The sequence below is a fragment of the Rathayibacter sp. VKM Ac-2804 genome (assembly GCF_009866655.1).
Taxonomy (GTDB): domain Bacteria; phylum Actinomycetota; class Actinomycetes; order Actinomycetales; family Microbacteriaceae; genus Rathayibacter.
The window spans coordinates 308,859-330,657 of sequence record NZ_CP047420.1; the positions used below are offsets into that span (position 1 = coordinate 308,859).

Genomic DNA, 21,799 nt, shown 5'->3' on the forward strand with positions numbered 1-21,799 from the left:
ACGCCGGATCGAGACCCCGATCGCCCCGGGATTCCGGTAGTTTCGAGACGCTCGGCTCTCCCGGTCCACCCGCCCGGCGTCCCTTCTCCCCCGAATCCTGGCGGGGGAGCGCACGGACCCCCGCGGGACCCGGGTGCGGCGCGTCCCCGGACGTCACCGCGACGCCGGCTCCCGCGTACCCGGCGCGGGGACGACCCCCCGAAAGGCGTCCTCATGGACCCCGACATCGACCCGCGCACGCCCCTGCGACCCCCGCTCCGCTCCGCCGCGGAGGTCCCTCCGAGACCCGCGCGCCGCGGCCGGCTGCGCGCCTCGCTCCTCGCGGTCGCCGCTGTGCTCGCCCTCGTCGTCGTCGGCGTCGTCGTGCCCACCGCGAGCGCCGAGACCGCGTGCGCACCCGGGCAGAACGCGATCGTCTGCGAGAACGCGAAGCCGGGCACCGACCCGTCGGTCTGGGACGTCTCCGGGGCCGGCGACCCGTCCATCCAGGGCTACTCCACCGACATCAGCGTGAACGTCGGCCAGCGGATCGACTTCAAGATCGACACCGACGCCGCGGCGTACTCCATCGACGTCTACCGCACCGGCTGGTACGCCGGGAAGGGCGCGCGTCTCATCACCTCGGTGACCCCGACCGCGGCCCTCCCGCAGATCCAGCCCGAGTGCCTCTCGGACGTCACCACCGAGCTCTACGACTGCGGCACGTGGGCCGTCTCGGCGGGCTGGGACGTGCCGAGCACCGCCGTCTCCGGCGTCTACGTCGCGCTGCTGACCCGCGCCGACACGGGCGGCCGCAGCCAGATCACCTTCATCGTGCGCGACACCGCCAGCACCTCGGCCGTGCTGTTCCAGACGTCCGATCCCACCTGGCAGGCCTACAACACCTACGGCGGCTCGAACTTCTACAGCGGCGGCGCCAACGGCCGCGCCTACAAGCTCAGCTACAACCGACCCGTCACCACCCGCGGCGACAACCAGGGCCGCGACTTCTACTTCGCCAACGAGTACCCGCTGGTGCGCTTCCTCGAGCGCAACGGCTACGACGTCAGCTACTTCTCCGGGATCGACACCGACCGCTTCGGCTCGGCGCTGAAGCAGCACCGCACCTTCCTCTCGGTCGGCCACGACGAGTACTGGTCCGGCGCCCAGCGCGCGAACGTCACGGCCGCCCGCGACGCCGGGGTGAACCTGCAGTTCCTCTCCGGCAACGAGGACTACTGGCGCACCCGCTACGAGCCGTCGCAGACCCCCGGCGGCGCCGACTACCGCACCGTCGTCACCTACAAGGAGACCTGGGCGAACGCGAAGACCGACCCGGCGGCCGAGTCCACCGGCACCTGGCGCGACCCGCGCTTCGCCTCCGTGGCGAACGGCGGCGGCCGGCCCGAGAACTCCCTGGCCGGCACGCTCTACATGGTCAACTACTCCGATCTGCCCGTGACGGTCAGCGCCGCGGAGGGGAAGCTGCGGCTCTGGCGCAACACCTCGCTCACCGGGCTCGCCACCGGCAGCCGCGCCGCGCTGGCCCCGCACACCATCGGCTACGAGTCGAACGAGGACGTCGACAACGGCGCCCGCCCGCCCGGCCTGATCCGCCTCTCGACGACGACCGGCGCCGTCCCCGAGTACCTGCAGGACTTCGGCACCACCGTCGCGGCGGGCACCACCCGGCACAACCTCACCCTCTACAAGGCGGCGAGCGGCGCGCTGGTGTTCTCCGCCGGCTCCGTGCAGTGGACCTGGGGCCTCGACCAGGAGCACGACGGCGACGGGGCAGCCGCCGACGTCCGGATGCAGCAGGCGCAGGTGAACCTCTTCGCCGACATGGGCGTGCAGCCCACCACGCTGATGAGCGGCCTGGTCGCCGCGACGAAGAGCACCGATACCGCGGGCCCGACCGTCTCGGTGACGAACCCCTCGGGCGCCACCAGCAAGGCCAACGGCAGCAGCGTCACGGTCTCGGGCACCGCCTCCGACGCCGCGGGCAAGGTCGCCGGCGTCGAGGTCTCGACGGACGGCAGCACCTGGCACCCCGCCTCCGGCACCACCTCCTGGACCTACAGCTACGTCCAGCACGGGACCGGCACCGGCACGATCCGGGTGCGCGCCGTCGACGACAGCGCGAACATCGGCGCCGTCACCAGCCGCGCCGTCACCATCACCGGCACGGCCACCGTGTTCGGCGCCGAGGTGCCGAAGACCGCCGATTCCGGCGACGTCGATCCGGCCACCCTCGGCCTGCGCTTCACCCCGACCGCCGACGGCTTCGTCCAGGGCGTGCGCTTCTACAAGAGCGCGGGCAACACCGGCCCGCACACCGGCGCGCTCTGGAGTGTCGACGGCCGGCAGCTGGCCACCGTCGCCTTCGCGAACGAGACGGCGAGCGGCTGGCAGACCGCCACGTTCGGCGCGCCCGTCGCCGTCACCGCCGGCACCACCTACGTCGTCTCGTACACGACCACGACCGGCCGCTACTCGGCCGCGGACTGGTTCTGGTCGAGCGCCGGCTACGACGCGGCCCCGCTGAAGGTGGCCGGCGGCTTCGGAGCGACGCCCGCCGGGGTCTACAGCACCACCGGCGGCTTCCCGACCGACAGCTACCGCGCGAACAACTACTACGTCGACGCCGTCTACAGCACGGTCGACGCGACACCGCTGAGCGTCGCCTCGCAGACGCCGCTCGCCGGCTCCTCGAGCGTCGCGCCGTCGACGAAGGTCTCGGCCGTCTTCTCGAAGGCGGTGACGGCGACCTCCGTCGCGATGACCCTGAAGACCGCCGCCGGCGCGAGCGTCGCGGGCACGACCTCCTACAACGCCACCACCCGCACCGCCACCTTCACGCCCACCTCCCCGCTCGCCGCGTCGACCGGCTACACCGCGACCCTTGCCGGCACCGCGACCGGCGGCGGAGCGGTCACCTCGGGCGGCAGCTGGACCTTCACCACGCAGGCGCCCGACACCGTCGCGGGAGCGTGCCCGTGCCGGCTCTTCGACGATTCGACGACCCCGGGCATCGCCCAGGTCGCGGAGGGCACCCCGGTCACGCTCGGCGTCCGCTTCGCCCCGCTGGTCGACGGCACCGTCACGTCGCTCCGCTTCTACAAGGGCCCCGGCAACACCGGCACCCACGTCGGCACGCTCTCGAACGCCGACACCGGCGCCGAGATCGGCCGCGCGACCTTCACCGCCGAGAGCACGGCCGGCTGGCAGCAGGTGACGTTCGCCACCCCGGTGGCCGTGACCGGCGGCACCGACTACGTCGCCGCCTACACGTCGACCACCGGCACCTACTCCGCCACGATCAACGGCTTCGGCTCCGGAGCCACGCGCGGCCCGCTCGTCACCGCGAGCGACTCCGGCGCGTACACCTACTCCGGCGGCTTCGCCGGGCAGCGCTCGACCACGAACTACCTGGTCGACGTCTCGTTCACGCCGTCGGCGACGCCCACGCCCACTCCGACCCCGACGCCGGTCACCCCGTCGGGCACGCGCCTGTTCGCCGACGCGACGCCCGCGACCGCCTCCGTGGAGGACTCGTCCTCGGTCGAGGTGGGGATGGCCTTCACCGCCTCCGCCGCGGGCAGCGCCACGGGCATCGCCTTCTACAAGGGCTCCCGCAACACCGGCACCCACGTCGGCTCGCTGTGGGACGCCTCCGGCACGCGGATGGCGCAGGTGACCTTCACCGGCGAGACCGCCACCGGCTGGCAGAGCGCCGCCTTCGCGACGCCGGTCGAGCTCGTGCCGGGCGCCCGCTACACGGTGTCGTACCTCGCGCCGGCGGGCTACTACGCCGCCACGGGAGCCGGGCTGGCGTCGCCGGTCACGAACGGCCCGCTGACCTCGGCCTCCGGCGACAACGGCGTGTACCGCTACGGATCCGGCGGAGTGATGCCGTCGTCGTCGTACAACGCCACGAACTACTTCGTGGACGTGTACTTCCAGGCGAAGGGGTAGGGGAGCGGGAGCAGTGCGTCGAGACCCTCCTCCGGGCCGCTAGTCGACGTACGCCCCCTCGACGCCGAGCGCTTCGATGTCCAGGCCGGTCCCGGACTCGATCATGTCGCCCGAGGGGCCGTCGACGACGACCGTGTACACGTCCCAGGTCTTCGCCACCGTGCCCGAGATCGCGCCGTAGTTCTGGACGGTGTCGTGCGCCGTCAGGACCCAGACCGGGCGGTCCGCGGCGATCTGCACGTCGGAGCCCAGGCGCGGACTGATCCTCTGCAGATCCCCGTAGGCCAGGGCGGCGGCGAAGACGGGGATCTTCTCGGCGCCGTCGTCGCTGCCCGCTCGCAGGGAGCCGACGAGCTCGGAGACGGGCACCAGGGGCTCGGTCGTGTCGTACGGCTGCAGAGCGGGGAAGTTCGCCACCCGCTCCGCGAGGGCCTCCTCCGGGGAGATCGTGGGCTCGCCGCCCGCGGCATCGTGGTGGGCGATCTGCTCGATACCGAGTACGGCGTCTTCGCCGGCCTTCGCAGCGGAGACGCTCGTCGCTGTCGTCGTCGTGGCCGTCGTCGTTGCCGCGACCACGCCCGCCGCGAGCAGCACGCCGGCGACGCCCAGCGCTACGTGCGTGCTTCTCATCGGAAACCCCGTCTCGAGTCCGTCCCGGATGTCGTGAGCGTAGCGGCGGAGGGGCCCGTCTCCTAGGGGCGGGGCAGGAGGGGTGGGAGTGGCACCCCGGCCCAGCCGCCCGTCGAGCCCCTCCTCTGCGGTATCGCTTACCCCGGAGACTGCAGAAGCCCCACATGAAGTGGGGCTCTCACACTGGTGACGAGCAGATCCTGCCTGCCGTTGTTCTCGACGAGATCAGCATCCGACGCCGCCCCCGGCCGAGCCTCTCGTCGCCGGCCGAGGTCTCCGCGATCAGCGCATCGGCCACGGACGGCCTGCCGCTGCGGCGGCTGGAACGCGTCCGCGTCTCAGTTCTCTGAGCTCGCCGCTGTCAGCCCCCGCCCCGGAGCGCGTCGCATGATGGCGGGATGTTCATCCCGACCCGAGCCGCCGGTCTCGAGGCGCTCGACGACTTCGTCGCGCGCGCCGGCTCCGCCTACACGCGCGAGCGCAATCACGACCACGGACCGTCCCGGAGCAACGTCTCCGGGCTCTCCCCGTACCTCCGCCACCGGCTCGTCACCGAGCGGGAGGTCGTCGCCGCGGTCCTCTCGAGGCACTCGCTGACCGCCGCGGAGAAGTTCGTCCAGGAGGTGTTCTGGCGCACCTACTGGAAGGGCTGGCTCGAGCAGAACCCCGAGGTGTGGCGCCGCTACCGCCGCGAGGTGAGCGAGTTCGAGGGTCACCTCCCGACCGGCTACCACGACGCGCTCGAGGGCCGGAGCGGCATCGACGCGATGGACGCCTGGGTGCGCGAGCTCGTCGAGACCGGCTACCTGCACAATCACACGCGCATGTGGTTCGCGAGCATCTGGGTCTTCACCCTCGGCCTGCCCTGGCAGCTCGGCGCCGACTTCTTCTACCGGCACCTGCTCGACGGCGACGCCGCCTCCAACACCCTGTCCTGGCGCTGGGTCGCCGGTCTGCAGACCCCGGGCAAGACCTACCTCGCGACCGCGTCGAACATCGCGAAGTACACCGAGGGCCGCTTCTCGCCGCAGGGTCTCGCCACCTCGGCGCCCGCGCTCAGCGAGGAGCACTTCCCGCCGCGGACGCCGATCGAGCCGGACGACGTCGACGGCACGATCGGCACCCGGCCCGGACTCCTGCTGCACGAGGAGGACCTCGACGCGGGGAGCCTCCTCGCCGAGCAGCCCGGGCTGGCGGAGCGGCTGATCGCGACCGCGGTCGTCGCCGACCCGGGGGAGCGCTCGCCGTTCGCGGTCTCCGAGGCGGTGCAGGACTTCACCGCCGCGGCGATCGCCGACGCCGCGGAGCACACGTCGGACAAGGGCGGGCGGCCGGCGCGGGTGCTGGCCGATGCGCTCCCCGCGACGGTCGTCGACTGGGCGGCGTCCGAGCGGCTCGACACCGTGGTGGTCCCCTACGCGCCGGTCGGCCCCGTGCAGGAGCGGTTGGACGCGCTCCGCTCCGCCCTCGCTCAGGAGGGCATCGCGCTCGTCACGGTGCGCCGCCGCTGGGACGGCTCCGCGTGGCCGTCGGCCTCGCGCGGGTTCTTCGCCTTCAAGAAGCGGATCCCGACGCTGGTGCGCGGCCTGGACGAACCGGCCGACGCGGTCCGGCTGTTCTGAGCCGCGGCGGGGGAGGAGCGCTCACGACCCGCTGAGCGACTCCCCCGCCGAGTCCTCCTGCACCGCGGACGAACCCGCCCTCACCCCTCCCCGACGATGTTCGCGGGTCGCTCCGAGCGCAGCAGCGCCTCGATCTGCCGGCGGAGCAGCGCGAGGATCCGCGGCGTCATCGCCGAGGAGGCCCCGCCGACGTGCGGCGTGAGGATCGTGTTCGGCGTGCTCCAGAGCGGGTGCGAGGGCGGGAGCGGCTCGGGATCGACGACGTCCAGCGCCGCCCGCACCCGCCCCCGCCGGAGGTGCTCGACGAGGGCGACCGTGTCGACGACCGCCCCGCGCGACACGTTCACGAGCAGCGCGCCCGGCGGAAGCGCGGAGAGGAAGGCGTCGTCGACGAGGTGGTGCGTCGACGCGTCGAGGGGGACGGCGAGGAAGACGACCTCGACCTCGGCGGCGAAGGACGCGAACGCGGCGATCGGATGCACCGGCCGCTCGGGGTCCTCCCGCGCCGTCCGGGCGAAGCGCAGCACGTCGACCTCGAAGCCCTGCAACCGCCGCTCGATCGCGCGCCCCACGCCGCCGGAGCCGATGATCGCGACCCTCCGGTCGGCGAGGCTCTCGCCCGGGACCTGCTGCCAGATCGCCGTCTCCGCCGCGCGCACGTAGGTGTCGATCCTCCTCAGCGACGCGATCGCCAGACCCACGGCGAGCTCGGCGGTGGACGACTCGTGCACCGAGCTCGCGTTGGCGAGCAGCGCCCCCGGCGGCAGGGCGGCCAGGACGCCCTCGACGCCGATCGTCTGAGCCTGCACGAGCCGGCAGTCGACCGTCCTCAGCGCGTCGAGCAGCGCCGGGTCGCCCTGATAGGGGAGGACGACCATGTCGTAGGCCGCACGGGGAGGCGGACCGGTGAGGTCCCAGAGGTCGAGCTCGTAGGAGCCGTCGCCCGGTCGGAGGGCGTCGAGCAGGGCGGGACTCGGGACCGAGATCGAGAGGGGAGTGCGCGTCATGCCCCTCACCCTTGCCTACATCGTGGGTTCATGTCCATAATCTAGGAATCGCTTCCCGGCGCGACAGCGCAGGACCGGGAGCACTCACCTGATGGGACGACGATGACGTCAGACACCTTCACCCTCGTGATCACGGCGGTCGCCATCCTCGGCGTCGTCGTGCTGATCACCCGCTTCCGCCTCAACCCCGTCGTGGCGCTGGTCCTCGGCTCGGTCTTCCTGGGCCTCGCGATCGGCCTGGGCCCCGCCGAGACGATCAGCACCGTCACCGGGGGCTTCGGCTCGATCATGACCGAGGTGGGCCTGCTCATCACCTTCGGCGTGCTGCTGGGCTCGATGCTCAGCGAGATGAACGCCATCCAGCGGCTGGTGTCCCACCTGCTCCGGATCTTCGGCGCCAAGGGACTGCCCTACGCCATGGGCCTGACGATCGGGACGCTGCTGCAGTCGATCTTCCTCGACGTGCTCCTCGTGATCTCCGCGCCGCTGGCCCGGAGGATGGCGCCGCAGATCGGCAAGCACGGAGTCCCGCGGATCGCCACGGCGATGGCCATCAGCCTCGAGTGCGGCATCGTGCTGATGGTCCCCGGAGTCGCCGCGCTCGCCCTCGCCGGCGTCCTCGGCGTCCCGCTGGGGACGATGCTGCTCTTCGGACTGATCGTCGTCGTGCCCACCATCCTGATCTCGATCCTGATCATGAGCACCCTCTTCCGCCTCGGGTTCTGGAACCCGGAGAAGGACGAGGCGCCCTTCGAGGAGGAGACCGCCCCCGAGCCCGTGCCGCTCGACACGTCCTCGCTGCCCGCCGCGGAGCGTCTGAGCAAGGTCGGCGGAGTGCCCCGGGGGATCGCGGTGGCGCAGCGCGAGGCCGTGCGGACCGAGCCCCGGCTGATCCTGCTCTCGCCCCGCTCCTGCTCTGCCTGGCCCTCATCGCCACCGGCGCGATCCTGCAGATCGCCGAGGTGTCGATCGCTCCGCTGGATCTGGTGACCGACCCGGTGGTCGCGCTGCTCCTCGCCGTGCTGGGGACCAGCGCGGTCGGCCGCTTCACCGTCGGACGTCCGCGGGTGGAGAAGTCGGTGGTCGCCGGATTCCGCGAGAGCGGGCAGATCCTCATCCTGACCGGCGTCGGCGGCTCCCTCGCCGCGGTCGTCGCCGCGACCGGGCTCGGCGACATCCTCGGGCAGGCCTTCAGCGCCAACAGCTTCGCCCCGCTGCTGATCGTCTGGGCGATCGCGGCCGTGCTGCACGTGGCGGTCGGCTCGGTGACGATCTCGGCGATCACGGCGGCGGGCATCCTCGCCCCCATCGCGCCGGTGATCGGACTCGACCCGATCCTGATCGCCCTCGCCGCCGGTGCGGGCTCGCTCTTCGCCGTCCACGTCACCAGCAACACGTTCTGGCTGCTCCAGTCGCTCCTCGGCCAGACCACGCGTGGCACGCTCAAGACCTGCACCATCGGCGTCTCGGTGGCCTCGGTCGTGGCGCTGGGCGTCACCCTCGTTCTCAGCATCTTCATCTGACCCGACCGGAAGGCAGATTGTGACCACCGCACCTCCCACCGCACCGCCCGCAGCACCCCGCATCGCCCCGCTCGACGGGCTCCGCGTGCTCGAGCTCGGCAACTTCATCGCCGCGCCCACCGCCGGCCGGCTGCTGGCCGACTTCGGCGCCGAGGTGATCAAGGTCGAGCGCCCCGGCACCGGCGACGAGCTGCGGAAGTGGCGCCTGCACGCCGGCTCGACCACCTCGATGCTCTTCCACACGATCAACCGCAACAAGAAGTCGATCACCCTCGACCTCCGCACCGAGGAGGGGCGCGACGCCGTCCGCCGCCTCGCCGCGGAGTGCGACGTCGTGCTCGAGAACTTCCGCCCGGGCACCCTGGAGAAGTGGGGGATCGGACCCGACGTGCTGAACGAGGCGAACCCGGACATCGTCATCGGCCGCATCTCGGCGTTCGGGCAGACCGGGCCCCTCTCCGAGCGGCCGGGCTTCGCCGCCGTCGCCGAGGCGATGGGCGGGTTCCGCGAGCTCGTCGGCGACCCCGACCGGCCGCCCGTGCGCGTCGGCGTCTCGATCGGCGACTCGATCGCCGGCCTTTACGCCGGCTACGGAGTGATGATGGCGCTGTTCCAGCGGCAGACGCGGCGCGCGGCGGGCCTGGGGCCGGCTCCGCTCGAGGAGCGCGTCGTCGACGTCGCCCTCAACGAGGCGATGTTCTCGATGATGGAGTCGCTGATCCCCGACTACCAGGCGCACGGCATCGTGCGCGAGCGGGTCGGCGGGCGGATGGAGGGCATCGCCCCCACCAACGCCTACACCTGCTCCGACGGGTCGAGCATCGTCGTCGCGGGCAACGGCGACGCCATCTTCCAGCGCTTCATGGGGATCATCGGGCGCGAGGACCTCGCCGCCGACGAGGGGCTGGCCACGAACGACCTGCGCTGGAAGCGCCGCGACGAGCTCGACGCGGCGATCGGCGCCTGGACCGCGACGAGGACCTCCGCCGAGGCGCTGGCGATCCTGGACGAGAGCGGCGTCCCCTCCGGCCCGATCTACACCGCCGCCGACATCAGCTCCAGCGAGCAGTACGCCGCACGCGACATGATCCAGAAGTTCGACGTCGACACCGGCGCCGGCACGATCGAGGACGTCGGCTTCCCCGGCGTCGTCCCCGTGCTCGGCGGTCGATCCCTCCCCATCCAGACCCTCGCCCCGGCACTGGGGCACGACACCGAGGAGGTTCTGGCGATGCTCCAGAGCAGCACCCCGACCACCCGCGCCACCGAGGCGGACGCCCGATGACCGCCGCGGCCCCGACGGCCTCCGTCGCGACGATATCCGCAGCCCGGCTGCGCGACGTCACCCTGCGCGACGGCCTCCAGCTCACCGGCCGGATGCTCTCCACGGAGCGCAAGGTGCGCCTCGCCCGCGCGCTCTTCGCCGCGGGAGTGCCGGAGCTCGAGATCGGCTCGATGGCACGCGGCGACGTGGTGCCGCCGATGGCGAACACCCTCGAGGTGATCGAGGCGCTGACCCCCGAGGAGCTCGAGAAGAGCTGGGTGTGGGTCGCCACTCCGCGGCACATCGAGAAGGCCGCGGCGGCCGGGGCGCGCAACTTCCAGTACTGCTTCTCGGCGTCCGACTCCCACAACAGGGCGAACATCGGCCGGCCCACCGAGGCGAGCCTGGACGCCATGCCCGACGCGGTCGCGCTGGCGCACGGCGTCGGCGGCCGGATCCAGCTGTGCATCGCGACCTCCTTCACCTGCCCGTTCGAGGGGATGGTGCCGGAGGAGCGCGTGCTCGCGATCGCGAACGACCCGCGGGCCGAGGGCGCGGAGGACATCGTCATCTGCGACACCCTCGGGCAGGCGCATCCCGGTCAGGTCGCGTCGCTCGTCTCGCGCGTCGCCGCGGAGACGCCCCCGCGCGAGATCGTCTTTCACGGCCACGACACCTGGGGAGCCGGGGTCGTCAACGCGCTCACCGCCGTGCAGGCCGGCGCGACGGTCGTCGACGGCGCCCTCGGCGGGCTCGGCGGCTGCCCCTTCGCGCCGGGTGCGAGCGGCAACACCGCGTCCGAGGACCTCCTCTTCGCGATGCGGCCGGAGTGGCTCGACACCGAGGCGTTCGCGCAGCTCGTGCGGGAGTCGGAGAGCCTGCTCGAGGACCTCGGCGAGCCCAACCGGTCGAAGGCGCGGCAGGGTGCGCGGTCGACGGCGGCGGCGTTTCCGTGGGTCGTCCCGGCTGAAGGGGTCGTCTCGGTCTAGGGGTCGTTCCGGCCGAGGTCAGCCGGCCGAGGCCGGCGCGCGCCCGCCGAGCCGCCGCGTCGCCTGGTCGGCGGCCTCGCGCACGAGGGGCGTCCAGCGGTCGAGGTCGTCCGGCGAGATGCGGGCGACCGGGCCGCTGACGCTGATCGCCATCCGGACGCGGCCGTCGGGGTCGAAGACCGGGGCGGCGACGCCGGTGAGCCCGTCCACGCGCTCGTTGCCGGTGATCGCGTAGCCCCGCCGCGCCGTCTCCGCGAGCGCCTCGGCGAGGGCCGCCGGGTCGGTGATGGTCCGGTGCGCCAGGTCCGGGATCGGCCGGCCCAGCACCTGCGCGCGCAGCTCGTCGTTCCACGCCAGCAGCACGCGGCCCGCGGAGCCGACGGTCAGCGGGGCGACCTTGCCCACGTAGCTGTCCTGCCGCAGCTCGTGGTGCGTCTCCTCCAGCCCGATGCAGACGCGGTAGTCCTCCTCCGAGCGGAAGAGGCTGGCCGTCTCGCCGGTCGCGTCGCGCAGCTCCTGCAGCAGGGGCGCGACGACGTCGACCGCGCGGATCCCGCGGACGGCCGGCGCCGCCCAGTACGCCATCCGCAGCCCGATGCGGAACCGGTCGCCGTCGCGGTCGAGGAAGCCCTGCGCGACCAGGTTGACGACCAGCCGCTGCGTGGTCGACACGGGCAGCCCCGTCGCCTCGCGGATCTGCGTGAGTGTGAGGGCGGGGGCCTCGAGCGTGAACGCGTCGAGGATGTCCGTGATCTTGGAGAGGACGAGCAGCTGGCTCGGCCCGGGTGCCGACCCTGCTGCGCTCACCATGTGTCGAATCTAGGCCATGGCTGCGTGGGCGGATCGGGCGCCGCAGCACCCTGCGAGGCCTGCCTCACGTGCAGGGCGAGGCCCGTGCCTCCCAGCAGGGTCTGCCTTGCGCGCAGGGCGAGGCCCCTGCTGGGACCGGTTGCCGGAGCTCCCAACAAGGATCGCCTCGCCTGCAGGGCGATGCCCACGCCGGGACCGGTTGCCGGAGCTCCCGGCAAGGATCGCCTCGCCTGCAGGGCGATGCCCATGCTGATCGAGTAGCCCGCGGAGCGGGCGTATCGAGATCCACCACCCTCAGAACCTGAGTCTGCAGACCCGTCCTGCTGTTGACGGCGGGTCTCGATACGCCGCTGCGCGGCTACTCGACCAGCATGAACTATGACCCGCTGAGCGCCTCCTCCTCCGCCGCCACGTCCTTCTGCACCGCGAACTGCGTGCGGTGCAGCTCCTCGTAGCGGCCGGCCGCGGCGAGGAGCTCCTCGTGCGTGCCGCGCTCGACGATCGTGCCGTCCTCGATCACGAGGATCAGGTCGGCGCTGCGGATGGTGGAGAGGCGGTGGGCGATCACCATCGCGGTCCGGCCCTCGAGGGCCTCGCTGAGCGCCGCCTGCACCGCGGCCTCCGAGGTGGAGTCGAGCGCGGCCGTCGCCTCGTCGAGGATGACGACGCGCGGCTGGGCGAGCAGGAGCCGCGCGATGGTCAGCCGCTGGCGCTCGCCGCCGGACAGCCGGTAGCCGCGTTCGCCGACGAGGGTGTCCAGCTGGTCGGGCAGGGAGCGGATGAGCGGCTCGAGTCGCGCGCGGCGGAGGGCGTCCCACACCTCGTCGTCGGTCGACTCCGGGCGGGCGAGGCGCAGGTTGGACAGGATCGTCTCGTGGAAGAGGTGGCCGTCCTGCGTCACCATGCCCAGGGTGTGCCGCATCGAGGCGAAGGTGACGTCGCGGACGTCGGTACCGGCCAGGCGTACCGCGCCGCTGTCGACGTCGTAGAGGCGCGAGAGCAGCTGCGCGATCGTGGACTTGCCGGCCCCGGACGTCCCGACGAGGGCGACGGTCTGCCCCGGCTCGATCCGGAAGGAGAGGCCGTGCAGCACCTCCTCGCCGCCGCGGGTGTCGAGGACGGCGACCTCCTCCAGGGAGGCGAGGGACACCTTGTCCGCGGACGGGTAGGCGAAGCGGACGTCGTCGAACTCGACGGACACCGGGCCCTCCGGGACGGTGCCCGCGTCGGGCTTCTCCTGGATGAGCGGCTGGAGGTCGAGCACCTCGAAGACGCGCTCGAAGCTGACGACCGCGCTCATGATCTCGACGCGCGCGTTCGCGAGGCTGGTCAGCGGCGCGTAGAGGCGGGTGAGCAGGAGCGCGAGGGTGACGACCGCGCCGGTGTCGAGCTGCCCGCCGAGCGCGAGGACGCCGCCGAGCCCGTAGACGAGCGCGAGGGCGAGCGCGGAGACGAGGGTCAGCGCGGTGACGAAGACGAGCTGCAGCATCGCGGTCCGGACCCCGATGTCGCGGACGCGGGCGGCACGGACGCGGAACTCCTCGGCCTCCTCGTCGGGCCGGCCGAACAGCTTCACCAGGGTGGCGCCGGGCGCCGAGAAGCGCTCGGTCATCTGCGTGCTCATCGCGGAGTTGTGGTCGGCGGCCTCGCGGCGGAGCGCGGCGAGGCGGCTGCCCATCCGGCGCGCGGGGATGAGGAAGATCGGCAGCATGATCACCGCGAGGACGGTGACCAGCCACGACGTGCTGAGCATGACGATCAGCGTGAGGACCAGCGCCACGACGTTCGTGACCACCCCGGAGAGCGTGCCGCTGAAGGCCTGCTGCGCGCCGATCACGTCGTTGTTGAGCCGGCTGACGAGGGCGCCCGTGCGGGTGCGGGTGAAGAACGCGATCGGCATCTTCTGCACGTGGTTGAAGACGGCGGTGCGGAGGTCGAGGATGACGCCCTCGCCGATCCGCGCCGAGTACCAGCGCGTGACGAGCGAGACCCCGGCGTCGGCCACGGCCACGACGGCGATGACCACGGCGAGCTGCACGATCGTGCCCACGGCGCCGCGCGCGACGATGGTGTCGACCACCCGCCCGGCGAGCACCGGCGTCGCGACGGCGAGGAACGCCCCGACGACGCTGAGGCCGATGAAGAGGAGGAGGCGGGCGCGGTAGGGGACCGCGAAGGTCATGATGCGGCGCACGGACTCGCGGGAGATGCCGTGCTTGCCGCTCTGGGCGGAGGAGATCCGGTAGAGGGAGCTCCAGGCGACGCCTTCCATGCTCATGATGTGGGGGTCCTTCTAGTGGGGGTGGGGCGAGGGGCGGATTCCGTGGGGTTCGCGCGACTGATGCAGTGTGCGCCTCGATCGAGCGACGCCCCGTCTCGGGATCGCCGATTCGCGGCAAACTGGGCAGATGAGTGCGGATCAGCTGGGCAGCGGAATGGTCGCGGAGCAGCTCGGTGGGCGGCCGTATCGAAAGCGGTCGCACCTGCGGTGGATCGTTCCGCTGGTGTCAGCACCCGTAGCGTTCGTCGGATTCGGCTGGTCTCAGTATCTCGTATGGCTCTCGGCCGCCGAGGGGGACCTGCAGTCCTTGCTTCTGCAGCTCGCCCTGCTGGCAGCCGCGTTCCTCGTGCCGGTCGCCGCCGTGATCGTGGCGATCGTGCAGGCCGTCATCGTCCACGGGCGCGCGCGGCGGGCGAAGGGGCGCTTTACTGCGACGGAGCGGGCGACGATCGAGGCGCGGGAAGCGTCGGACCGCGGGCGGGGCGCGGCCGTCGACCTGCGCGCGCTGCTGCTGGCGCGGCAGCTGCCCGCCGAGATCCGAGTGTGGGACGTCGTCCCCGGACCGGGCGAGTTCTTCTTCCTGGACACCCGGGCCGACTACTTCCGGTACTACGGCCGGGACGTCTCCTACACCCGCACGTCAGGCTTCTACGTGGGGCGACCGGCTTTCGTCGCGGCAGGCCTCTTCGCCAACGCCGTCAGCAATACGGTCAACGCCTCGGTCGCGCATGCTCAGGCGCAGGCCCAGTGGCGGGATCGTCAGCAGGTCCGCCTGCTCGTGTCGAATCAGCGGCTCGTCTGCCAGGTGAGCGGCGGCCGCTGGCTCAGCTTCCACTACAGCGCCATGACGGCCGTGCATCCCGAGGTCGACTCCTGGACCCTCGTCACCCAGTTCGATTCGGCCGAGCCGCTGATGCTCCGCGGCGTCGATGTGCCGGCCGCGGCGGTGCTGACGGTCAGGATGACCCATGGCGAGGATGCTCTGGGTCGGCATCCGGGGTTGATGTCGCTCGAGGGCAAGGACTGAGTTCTGCTCCGGGGAGGGGGAGCCGAGAGGCGTTCGGCGGCCGATCCGTCTTCACTGGCTCAGGACAGCAGGTGATCCGAAACGACGACTGATCGATATCCGACCCTGACGGCCGCGTGGACGGTGCGATAGGCGCAAGGGTCGGAGTCGATGTTTCTTGAATTCGGAAGATCGGGTGGGTTGTGCGACAAGGGATCAGGCCATTTCTGTCTACGGCAGGCGAAGCGACCAATATTGCCAATGCGCTGCTATGTTTCGTAGTGTGCGCGCCCAACTATTGATGCCCATAGTGGTTCTCCTCATCGTGCCCTTGGGATCGGCTGGTTGTACGTCGTCGGAAGGCCAGGCGGCCCAGACGGCGTCCCCAAGTCAAAGCGAAAGCGTCACGCCGACCCCGATGAGGGAGACGCCGACGCCCACCCCGACCTCTGCTCTAGCGCTGCCCACACCCGAACCGACCCCGTGGAGCGATGTGCTCATCGACGGCTACGCGAAGATCCTTGCGGGCAAGGATGGGGCGAGTTTCTGCGCGGTTTTCCGACAGACTCCCCCGCCGTACTACAGCGGTCTGTTGCAAAGTACGACCATCAGCAGCTACGCGATCGACTTCGTACCCCGCGCTCAGGCGTACGAGATCGCGGGGGCCGCCCTGTACTACTCGGTCCGAGACAACTGCCCCGATCTCCTCCCAGACGTTGAAGCGTCGCTCGTGTCGGACGCAGCGGGAGACCCCTACGTCTTCGCCGGAGTGTACTGAACCCTTCACTCGACCTCTTGCCGTTCGCCAGGCGCGGCACGTCGTACTTCTTCTGCTGTCAGCGCTGAGCGCTCCATCGGTCTCGAGTCACTAGTCCAGAAAGTATTCGTGCACCTTTTCGTCGGTGTCCAATATGTCTTCGGAGGGCACGCCGACTTCGCGTGCGAGCTCGATCGAGCCGAGTAGCGCAACCTCGATGTCGGGGGAGAATGCCCGATCGAGCGCCGTCACATAACCGCTCATGCTCGCTTCCAGCTTCCCGATAAGAGCGTCGTGCTCGACAGCGAGTTTCTCGTCGAGCACGCGCTGGTCATCGAGGTAGCTGTTGACGAGTGCAGTCTCGCGTGCAGAGAGTGAGGATGAAGCGGCGTTGTACATGATGGTGCCGACGGTGTTCCCGATGACGGCGCCGAGGATGGGAATGGGGATGATCGCTTGCCCCACAGCGGAAGACAGGGCGCATACGCCGACCTCAAGGCAGACGAGTTCGGCGTTCTCAATGAACGTCACTTCGGAGATCTCCCCCCGACGGAACTTGTTGGCCTGGTCCGCGACGCCGAACGCAGCGGCCGCCATCATGTTTGCGACGGCGGCGGATGTCATGGTGAGGTTGATGAGCGAGTAGATGCTGAGGCCCCGAACCCCGCCCCTTGCTGCGCCGATAGCCGTGTCGCCCGCGATCTCCGTCCAGTCGTCGGTCGTGAGGTCCTTGAGCTTCTTTCCTTGGCGACGCTTGTCGACCAGGGAGAGTACGAAGGTTGTTCCGCCCTCGACTCCTGCGGCCACGAGGGTGGCTCTCGCGCCTTGACCGACCGTTGGCCGATTTTCCTGACGAGTCTTCTCGCGCAGGTTCGCGTCGGTGGCGCGCAGTGTTTCCTTCTCCGCCTCGAACGTGACCCCGTAGGCGTCGCGTTGTACATCCGCGTATCCCAGATGGGAGGCCTCGACAGATTCGAGTCCGATGGAGTCGGTTGAGAAGAAGGTCTGAACGCGCTTCCAGTCGGTGAGTGAGGGGCCGTCGCCGCTGCGAGACAGAAGCTTGCCGGCGTCCTCCGCAGTCATCGCGTAGAGCTTCTGAATCGTCTCGAAGTGATCGTTCGGGATCTGGTACTTTCCGCCGTTCGCGACGAAGTCGGGGTATCTGTCGAGGTGCTCGGCTATCGCGCCGAGCCCGAGTCGGCCGCCGGCCGCGACGAACTTCTGCTGGATCTGAACTCCGGCGCGCAAGAGATCCGTGGGGCCGTTGTTGTTCACCCATGCGTAGCTGGTGTCCTCGCCACGGATCGCGGTTCGGGCATTGCCGATCCCAACCTCTGCGACCTCCGCGATGAAACCGTGCATGCCCTTCACCCCTCCGCGATTCGAGGCCACGACGTCGCCGATCATCTGCAGCGCGGCATCGACATGATCGAGGGCATCGATCAGGTTCTCGTCCTGGCCGCGCAACGCGCTCAGCAGCCGCTCAGCTCTGAGGCGGTCTAGGTAGCCCAACCATGCCGCGACAGCCTGCTCCTGATTTCTCTTCGCGAGATCAGCGAGATTATTCATCGACGGAGTCTTTCTCGATGCGGGTACTCAGCAAGGCTGCGCAGGCCTTCGCCGTGTTGACGAGCGCGACGAGTTGAGCTTGCTGTTGGGCGGATGCGGCTCGAAAGTCACATCCGACGTACGGCACAGCTTCGCTGTATACCTTCACGAGCAGTTCACGTATGGAGGCGGTGCGGTCGAGAAGGTCGCTTATCTGCACATCTATCGCCTTCACTTCGGCGACGTTCTGCATGATCGCCGCCAGCGTCTGTCGCTTCGTCTCCTGTGTCTCGAATCTCTTCCGGGCGAACAGGGCGATCGATGTGAGGAGTGCTGCTCCCGCGAGGGTCCAACCGACAGGGCCGGCGAGAGCGAGCAGGGCGCCGCCGACAGCGGTTCCTCCTCCGCCGGCTGCGATGGCGCCGCCTCCGAGCCATGCCAGAGCGGCCTGGCTCGCTGCCGCACCGGAAAGAGTCGAGATCGCGGTTCCTGTCGACGCCGTTCCGAACGTGGTGGCGACCCACATGGCCGCCGTCGGTGCGACGCTGGCGAGCGCAGCCCCAGCAGTCACTCCTGCCCCGGCGCCTGCCGCTGATCTCCGCGCAGCGGCGAGATCTCGCCGGGCGAACTCCTCGGCGTCGAGGAAGCGAGCCTTGTGCATGTCGATCTCTTCGAAGTCTGCGTTGAAGGACTTCGGGGTGTTGACGATGCTGTTCACGAGCAGCTCGACCAACCCGATGAGATCTGTCGAGCGCTCCCGCTGGCGGAGCAGGGAGAGCCCCTTGTCGCTCATCTCTGTGAACACAGCATTGTACTCGGCAGTGAGCTCCTCGTAAGAGGCGAGGTGCCGCGCTCGCAGCATGTCGACTGCCGCTTCCCTAAGGTCTCCGGTCTGCTCTTTGAGGTGCGACGAAGCGTGCCTCGCGAGTTTGCTGACGTCGTCAGCCGCTCTCACCGCGTTGTCCTTCGCCTTCCGGAAACCCGGCTGCTCAACCATTACCAACCACACTTTCCTGACACAAATGCTGTGGTCTAGCGTAGTGAGTACCTACGACATGCCCTCCCGGCTCGATGAGTGACCAACCGAATCTTGACCGGTCCTACCTCGCGATACCGATGGCCATCGCAACTAGGAACGGGGAGCGGCGGCAAGGATTCGGGCACGGACCGGGCCGCCGAGCAGCTAGGCCCCTGGACGGTCTCGCTCGAGTGACTTCTATGCCATAGTTCGCTGGCCGAAGCGGGAGCGCCACCTCTTGAGAGTTCCACGTCCGTCTCGCCGCGCCGATCTGCTCCTTCCCTTAGCTGACGAGGGCGCCGGTGCGGGTGCGGGTGAAGAACGCGATCGGCATCTTCTGCACGTGGTTGAAGACGGCGGTGCGGAGGTCGAGGATGACCCCTTCGCCTATCCGCGCCGAGTACCAGCGCGTGACGAGCGAGACGCCGGCGTCGGCCACCGCGACGACCGCGATGACCACGGCGAGCTGCACGATCGTCCCGACCGCACCGCGGGCGACGATGGTGTCGACCACCCGCCCGGCGAGCACCGGCGTCGCGACAGCGAGGAACGCGCCGACGACGCTGAGGCCGATGAAGAGGAGGAGGCGGGCGCGGTAGGGGACCGCGAAGGTCATGATGCGGCGCACGGACTCGCGGGACGTGCCGCGCGTGCCGGTTGTGGCGCTGGAGACCTTTTAGAGAGAGCTCCAGGCGACGCCTTCCGCGCTTGTCTGGGGGGAGATCCTTCGGTGGGGATGAGAGAGGTGCTCGAACTACGAATTACGATGCCGACAGTGGCTGGAGGTTTTGCCAATCTCGAGACGGCCAGCGACAAATGCGGCGGTGGTGTTTGGGGCGGAGCGGCGAGTGACCCATGGACACGACCACGTACTGCTCTAAGTGGGCCCGTTCAATGCTCGATCGCGCGCAACAGGAACTGGCCGTCTTCACCACGCAGTTCAAGGAGTAACAAAGGCAGGAGGGGCACGGTAACCGAGAGGACTGTGGCTTCTGCCCCGCATACGCCGGTCAGATCAGGACCACGAGACGTGTCAGCGCAAAGAGTACTCACCGAGTTCTTCGAGCCCCTGCATCCGGCGAACTGACACAACATGATCCGCTATGTCTGGGACTCCGCCGGTGACCGCGAGTTCGACAATGGCATTAACTGGTCCTCGCGCACGTCGCCGGGCCGCGTAGTCGTAGTCAGCGATCGGCAGGAACGTATTCGAACCGCGCGGTGTCGCGGTCGGATACAGGGCGGCACCGGAGTTGATGGGCGAGAGTCGAACACGCTGCACCGCCGACTCCAGCAAACTCCTTGTGTCCACCGTCAGAACGTCTTGGACACTGTCCCGGTACCTGCGCGCAGTCAACAGACCGGCGAGCTTGTCCGGGTGGAGCCAGAAGAAGACCCGCTCGTTGAGGATATCCAGCCAACCCTGCACCGACACATCGATGAGCTTCGGCTCCAGGTGCGTCAAGTTGAGCGGACCCTGGTCGCGGACGACAACGTCGCCGAGCTGCGGATGCAGGATGTGAACGGACGTCGCGCGCCGCTGGTCGAGCAGCTCCGACCTCTCCTCCTCGTTCAGGTCAGACGACTCCACGATGGTCCGCGTAGGAAGGAGCCCGTGCTGTGCTATCGCTGGCCAACTGCCCGCCTCAGCCATGTGGAACAGCTGTGGATGCAGCTCGATGAGATGCTCAAGATCCATGAGTTACCACTCTCTTCGGTCGATCAGGGCGCGGTTATCGAATCCTGTTGCAATCAACGACACTGGGGCGCCGCCGACCCGAGACACTTCCTCGACGAATCGGATGGTGTCGTCCGTCAGCTGGTCGAACCGGCGAGCGTGCAGGTTCTCAGCGCTGAGGTAGTCGGCGAAGGTCAACGCGATGTCTGTAGTGCCATTTAGTTCGGATGCGCGACGCAGGAGGTTCCAGTCGAACTCCGCAACCCGTCGTTTGCTGCCGCTGACGGATCCTCGCTCGGTGGCGCGCAGTCCTTCTTCGTCGAGGCCGGAGCGCTCAGCAATATCGCTCCAGTTTATCTCCGCACCCATCACACCTGACGTCGACGCGGACGTCGGCGGGTCACCGACGCGGATGGGGTACGTGCGCACAACCATGACCACTTTGCGGAGCCGGTGCGGCCCGATACCCGCCTCGGACAGACATGCGGCAGTTGTCGTGTCCCGGCTAGTCACCCAGGGGTAGAAGCCATGGAACAGGCTCAGAAGTGTGCCCTGCGTCCCTTCAAGCATTACTTTCTTGCCGTCGCGGAACGCTGCCTCGATGATGTCTGCGGTCGAACGGACATAAGCGGTGAGTTCCGTGACGTCCCTGGCCAGCCGAACGTTCGGGCTAGCACCCCCATGCCGTCCCATGATGCGACGTGCCGCGGCTGCGCCTCCGCCTTTTCCGGTCGACGCGATGGTTCTGACCAGCTCGGCTTCCTTCTCGAGGTCCTCGGGTTCAATAATCATCGCCTGCGGGTCGATCGACAGCCGCTCGGAGTCGACGGAACAAGCCGCGATTTCGTCCATCAGGACCGTGAGGTCCAGGGTCGCACCGGGCCCAATGACAAGCTTGGCGCTCGGGTTCGCGAGGGTGCCTGAGGGCAGCAGCCGGTGAGTGTACGGCGGCGTCGTGGGGACCTTGTGTCCAGCGTTCGGGCCGCCGACTCGCATCAGCAGGTCGTACTCGTTTGCGAGATGGTAGGCGATGTTGCCCTTCCCTTCGCTGCCGTACTGACCGCCGATGAAGACATCGACCAGTCGGTCTGCAAGCGAGGGAAAGAGACTCAACGCCGCAGTCGCTCGCGCGAGGACGTCTAGCTCGGAGCACCGGTAGGTGTCAATGGTGATATCCGCGTCGCTTGTGAGGGTGACGACCTTCGCTTCGGTGGGGTCTTCGGCAACGTCCTGATAGCTCCTGAGTTCGGTGAAGCCGCTGTCGTGACGGTTGCGGTACCGCTTCGTGAGCACCGATTCCGGAGCGTGCACGTGAATGTGGGTTACGGCCGCGGGGAAGGCGTCTCGCAACGCGTCAACCTGCCCGAGGGTGCGAACAGCATCGACGATGAGAAGTTCGCCTCGCGCTCCTCCTTCACCTACGAACTTCGCGACCTGGTCCGCGACCCACTGCTCGTCGGTGTCGCGGTCAAGCTGCTCACCGAACTTCTGCATCGCGCGACGTTCGGGTTCCAGGGCAATTCCCAGGCCCGCTGCCGCATCTGCCATCAAGTCCTGCGTTCGGATATGAACGGCGTTGAACTTCGCCGCCAGGCTGCGAGCCAGGGTTGTCTTGCCAGATCCGACCGGCCCGCTCAGGGCAACGATGCGTGGTTTGGCCTGGACGTCGCCGTCGTCCGGGTCGGGAAGCATTGCACTCATACCAAATC

17 protein-coding genes and 1 pseudogene are annotated in these 21,799 nt (G+C 69.4%); 9 read left to right on the forward strand and 9 right to left on the reverse strand.

The window, feature by feature from the left end; genetic code table 11:
• Window positions 1–213: 213 nt before the first annotated feature.
• Complete coding sequence (locus GTU73_RS01425; RefSeq protein ID WP_160086327.1) at window positions 214–3,957, forward strand: DUF4082 domain-containing protein; 3,744 nt, start codon at window positions 214–216, stop codon at window positions 3,955–3,957.
• A 39-nt stretch (window positions 3,958–3,996) separates the two neighbouring features.
• On the opposite strand, the gene GTU73_RS01430 is transcribed toward GTU73_RS01425, so the two are convergent.
• Window positions 3,997–4,587 carry a hypothetical protein gene (locus GTU73_RS01430; protein WP_160086329.1) on the reverse strand — a complete coding sequence of 197 codons (591 nt, stop codon included), beginning with the start codon at window positions 4,585–4,587 and terminating at the stop codon, window positions 3,997–3,999.
• 164 nt (window positions 4,588–4,751) lie between these two features.
• On the opposite strand from GTU73_RS01430, the gene GTU73_RS01435 reads away from it, so the two are divergent.
• Complete coding sequence (locus GTU73_RS01435) at window positions 4,752–4,937, forward strand: hypothetical protein (RefSeq protein ID WP_160086331.1); 186 nt, start codon at window positions 4,752–4,754, stop codon at window positions 4,935–4,937.
• Between the two features lie 48 nt (window positions 4,938–4,985).
• Window positions 4,986–6,209, forward strand: a complete 1,224-nt coding sequence (locus GTU73_RS01440) for an FAD-binding domain-containing protein (RefSeq protein ID WP_160086333.1) — start codon at window positions 4,986–4,988, stop codon at window positions 6,207–6,209.
• Between the two features lie 80 nt (window positions 6,210–6,289).
• On the opposite strand, the gene GTU73_RS01445 is transcribed toward GTU73_RS01440, so the two are convergent.
• Window positions 6,290–7,216 carry a 2-hydroxyacid dehydrogenase gene (locus GTU73_RS01445; RefSeq protein ID WP_160086335.1) on the reverse strand — a complete coding sequence of 309 codons (927 nt, stop codon included), beginning with the start codon at window positions 7,214–7,216 and terminating at the stop codon, window positions 6,290–6,292.
• Window positions 7,217–7,318: 102 nt separating this feature from the next.
• On the opposite strand from GTU73_RS01445, the gene GTU73_RS19175 reads away from it, so the two are divergent.
• The 4 genes from GTU73_RS19175 to GTU73_RS01460 are packed head-to-tail and all read left to right on the forward strand — an operon-like array spanning window position 7,319 to window position 10,992.
• On the forward strand, window positions 7,319–8,206 hold the full coding sequence (locus GTU73_RS19175; RefSeq protein ID WP_244231731.1) for an SLC13 family permease: 888 nt from the start codon (window positions 7,319–7,321) through the stop codon (window positions 8,204–8,206).
• Entirely contained in the window at window positions 8,179–8,739 is a 561-nt protein-coding gene (locus GTU73_RS19180; RefSeq protein ID WP_244231732.1) for a GntP family permease, read from the forward strand. Before GTU73_RS19175 ends, GTU73_RS19180 begins: the two co-directional genes overlap by 28 nt.
• A gap of 19 nt (window positions 8,740–8,758) precedes the next feature.
• Entirely contained in the window at window positions 8,759–10,024 is a 1,266-nt protein-coding gene (locus GTU73_RS01455; RefSeq protein WP_208543713.1) for a CoA transferase, read from the forward strand.
• On the forward strand, window positions 10,021–10,992 hold the full coding sequence (locus tag GTU73_RS01460) for a hydroxymethylglutaryl-CoA lyase (protein WP_160086337.1): 972 nt from the start codon (window positions 10,021–10,023) through the stop codon (window positions 10,990–10,992). Before GTU73_RS01455 ends, GTU73_RS01460 begins: the two co-directional genes overlap by 4 nt.
• An 18-nt stretch (window positions 10,993–11,010) precedes the next feature.
• On the opposite strand, the gene GTU73_RS01465 is transcribed toward GTU73_RS01460, so the two are convergent.
• Both GTU73_RS01465 and GTU73_RS01470 read right to left on the reverse strand, forming a co-directional pair.
• Window positions 11,011–11,802, reverse strand: coding sequence for an IclR family transcriptional regulator (locus GTU73_RS01465; RefSeq protein ID WP_160086339.1), 792 nt, complete (start codon window positions 11,800–11,802; stop codon window positions 11,011–11,013).
• Between the two features lie 376 nt (window positions 11,803–12,178).
• Entirely contained in the window at window positions 12,179–14,080 is a 1,902-nt protein-coding gene (locus tag GTU73_RS01470; protein WP_160086341.1) for an ABC transporter ATP-binding protein, read from the reverse strand.
• A gap of 130 nt (window positions 14,081–14,210) precedes the next feature.
• Here GTU73_RS01470 and GTU73_RS01475 point away from each other — a divergent pair, with 130 nt between their 5' ends.
• Complete coding sequence (locus GTU73_RS01475; protein WP_160086343.1) at window positions 14,211–15,110, forward strand: hypothetical protein; 900 nt, start codon at window positions 14,211–14,213, stop codon at window positions 15,108–15,110.
• Between the two features lie 289 nt (window positions 15,111–15,399).
• On the forward strand, window positions 15,400–15,867 hold the full coding sequence (locus tag GTU73_RS01480) for a hypothetical protein (protein WP_127888001.1): 468 nt from the start codon (window positions 15,400–15,402) through the stop codon (window positions 15,865–15,867).
• Between the two features lie 90 nt (window positions 15,868–15,957).
• Here the strand turns inward: GTU73_RS01480 and GTU73_RS01485 are convergent, their stop codons facing one another.
• From GTU73_RS01485 to GTU73_RS01505, 5 genes and pseudogenes are all read right to left on the reverse strand, one after another.
• The gene (locus GTU73_RS01485; RefSeq protein WP_160086345.1) at window positions 15,958–17,415 is read right to left on the reverse strand and encodes a hypothetical protein; all 1,458 of its coding nucleotides are present in this window, start codon (window positions 17,413–17,415) and stop codon (window positions 15,958–15,960) included.
• Window positions 17,408–18,391: a hypothetical protein gene (locus GTU73_RS01490; protein ID WP_208543714.1), complete on the reverse strand. Its 984-nt coding sequence runs from the start codon at window positions 18,389–18,391 to the stop codon at window positions 17,408–17,410. The genes GTU73_RS01485 and GTU73_RS01490 overlap by 8 nt, the downstream gene beginning before the upstream one ends.
• A 307-nt stretch (window positions 18,392–18,698) precedes the next feature.
• Window positions 18,699–19,136, reverse strand: a pseudogene (locus GTU73_RS01495) (ABC transporter transmembrane domain-containing protein); the annotation flags it as partial.
• A 309-nt stretch (window positions 19,137–19,445) separates the two neighbouring features.
• Window positions 19,446–20,111 carry a hypothetical protein gene (locus GTU73_RS01500; RefSeq protein ID WP_160086347.1) on the reverse strand — a complete coding sequence of 222 codons (666 nt, stop codon included), beginning with the start codon at window positions 20,109–20,111 and terminating at the stop codon, window positions 19,446–19,448.
• A gap of 3 nt (window positions 20,112–20,114) precedes the next feature.
• The gene (locus GTU73_RS01505) at window positions 20,115–21,782 is read right to left on the reverse strand and encodes an adenylosuccinate synthetase (protein WP_160086349.1); all 1,668 of its coding nucleotides are present in this window, start codon (window positions 21,780–21,782) and stop codon (window positions 20,115–20,117) included.
• Window positions 21,783–21,799: the final 17 nt, after the last annotated feature.

Excerpts from the sequence above, each read along its gene's own strand:
- GTU73_RS01425 (WP_160086327.1), top strand. The coding sequence starts at position 214 with ATGGACCCCGACATCGACCCGCGCACGCCCCTGCGACCCCCGCTCCGC.
- GTU73_RS01430 (WP_160086329.1), bottom strand. The coding sequence starts at position 4,587 with ATGAGAAGCACGCACGTAGCGCTGGGCGTCGCCGGCGTGCTGCTCGCG.
- GTU73_RS01435 (WP_160086331.1), top strand. The coding sequence starts at position 4,752 with ATGAAGTGGGGCTCTCACACTGGTGACGAGCAGATCCTGCCTGCCGTT.
- GTU73_RS01440 (WP_160086333.1), top strand. The coding sequence starts at position 4,986 with ATGTTCATCCCGACCCGAGCCGCCGGTCTCGAGGCGCTCGACGACTTC.
- GTU73_RS01445 (WP_160086335.1), bottom strand. The coding sequence starts at position 7,216 with ATGACGCGCACTCCCCTCTCGATCTCGGTCCCGAGTCCCGCCCTGCTC.
- GTU73_RS19175 (WP_244231731.1), top strand. The coding sequence starts at position 7,319 with ATGACGTCAGACACCTTCACCCTCGTGATCACGGCGGTCGCCATCCTC.
- GTU73_RS01460 (WP_160086337.1), top strand. The coding sequence starts at position 10,021 with ATGACCGCCGCGGCCCCGACGGCCTCCGTCGCGACGATATCCGCAGCC.
- GTU73_RS01465 (WP_160086339.1), bottom strand. The coding sequence starts at position 11,802 with ATGGTGAGCGCAGCAGGGTCGGCACCCGGGCCGAGCCAGCTGCTCGTC.
- GTU73_RS01470 (WP_160086341.1), bottom strand. The coding sequence starts at position 14,080 with ATGAGCATGGAAGGCGTCGCCTGGAGCTCCCTCTACCGGATCTCCTCC.
- GTU73_RS01475 (WP_160086343.1), top strand. The coding sequence starts at position 14,211 with ATGAGTGCGGATCAGCTGGGCAGCGGAATGGTCGCGGAGCAGCTCGGT.
- GTU73_RS01485 (WP_160086345.1), bottom strand. The coding sequence starts at position 17,415 with ATGAATAATCTCGCTGATCTCGCGAAGAGAAATCAGGAGCAGGCTGTC.
- GTU73_RS01490 (WP_208543714.1), bottom strand. The coding sequence starts at position 18,391 with ATGGTTGAGCAGCCGGGTTTCCGGAAGGCGAAGGACAACGCGGTGAGA.
- GTU73_RS01500 (WP_160086347.1), bottom strand. The coding sequence starts at position 20,111 with ATGGATCTTGAGCATCTCATCGAGCTGCATCCACAGCTGTTCCACATG.
- GTU73_RS01505 (WP_160086349.1), bottom strand. The coding sequence starts at position 21,782 with ATGCTTCCCGACCCGGACGACGGCGACGTCCAGGCCAAACCACGCATC.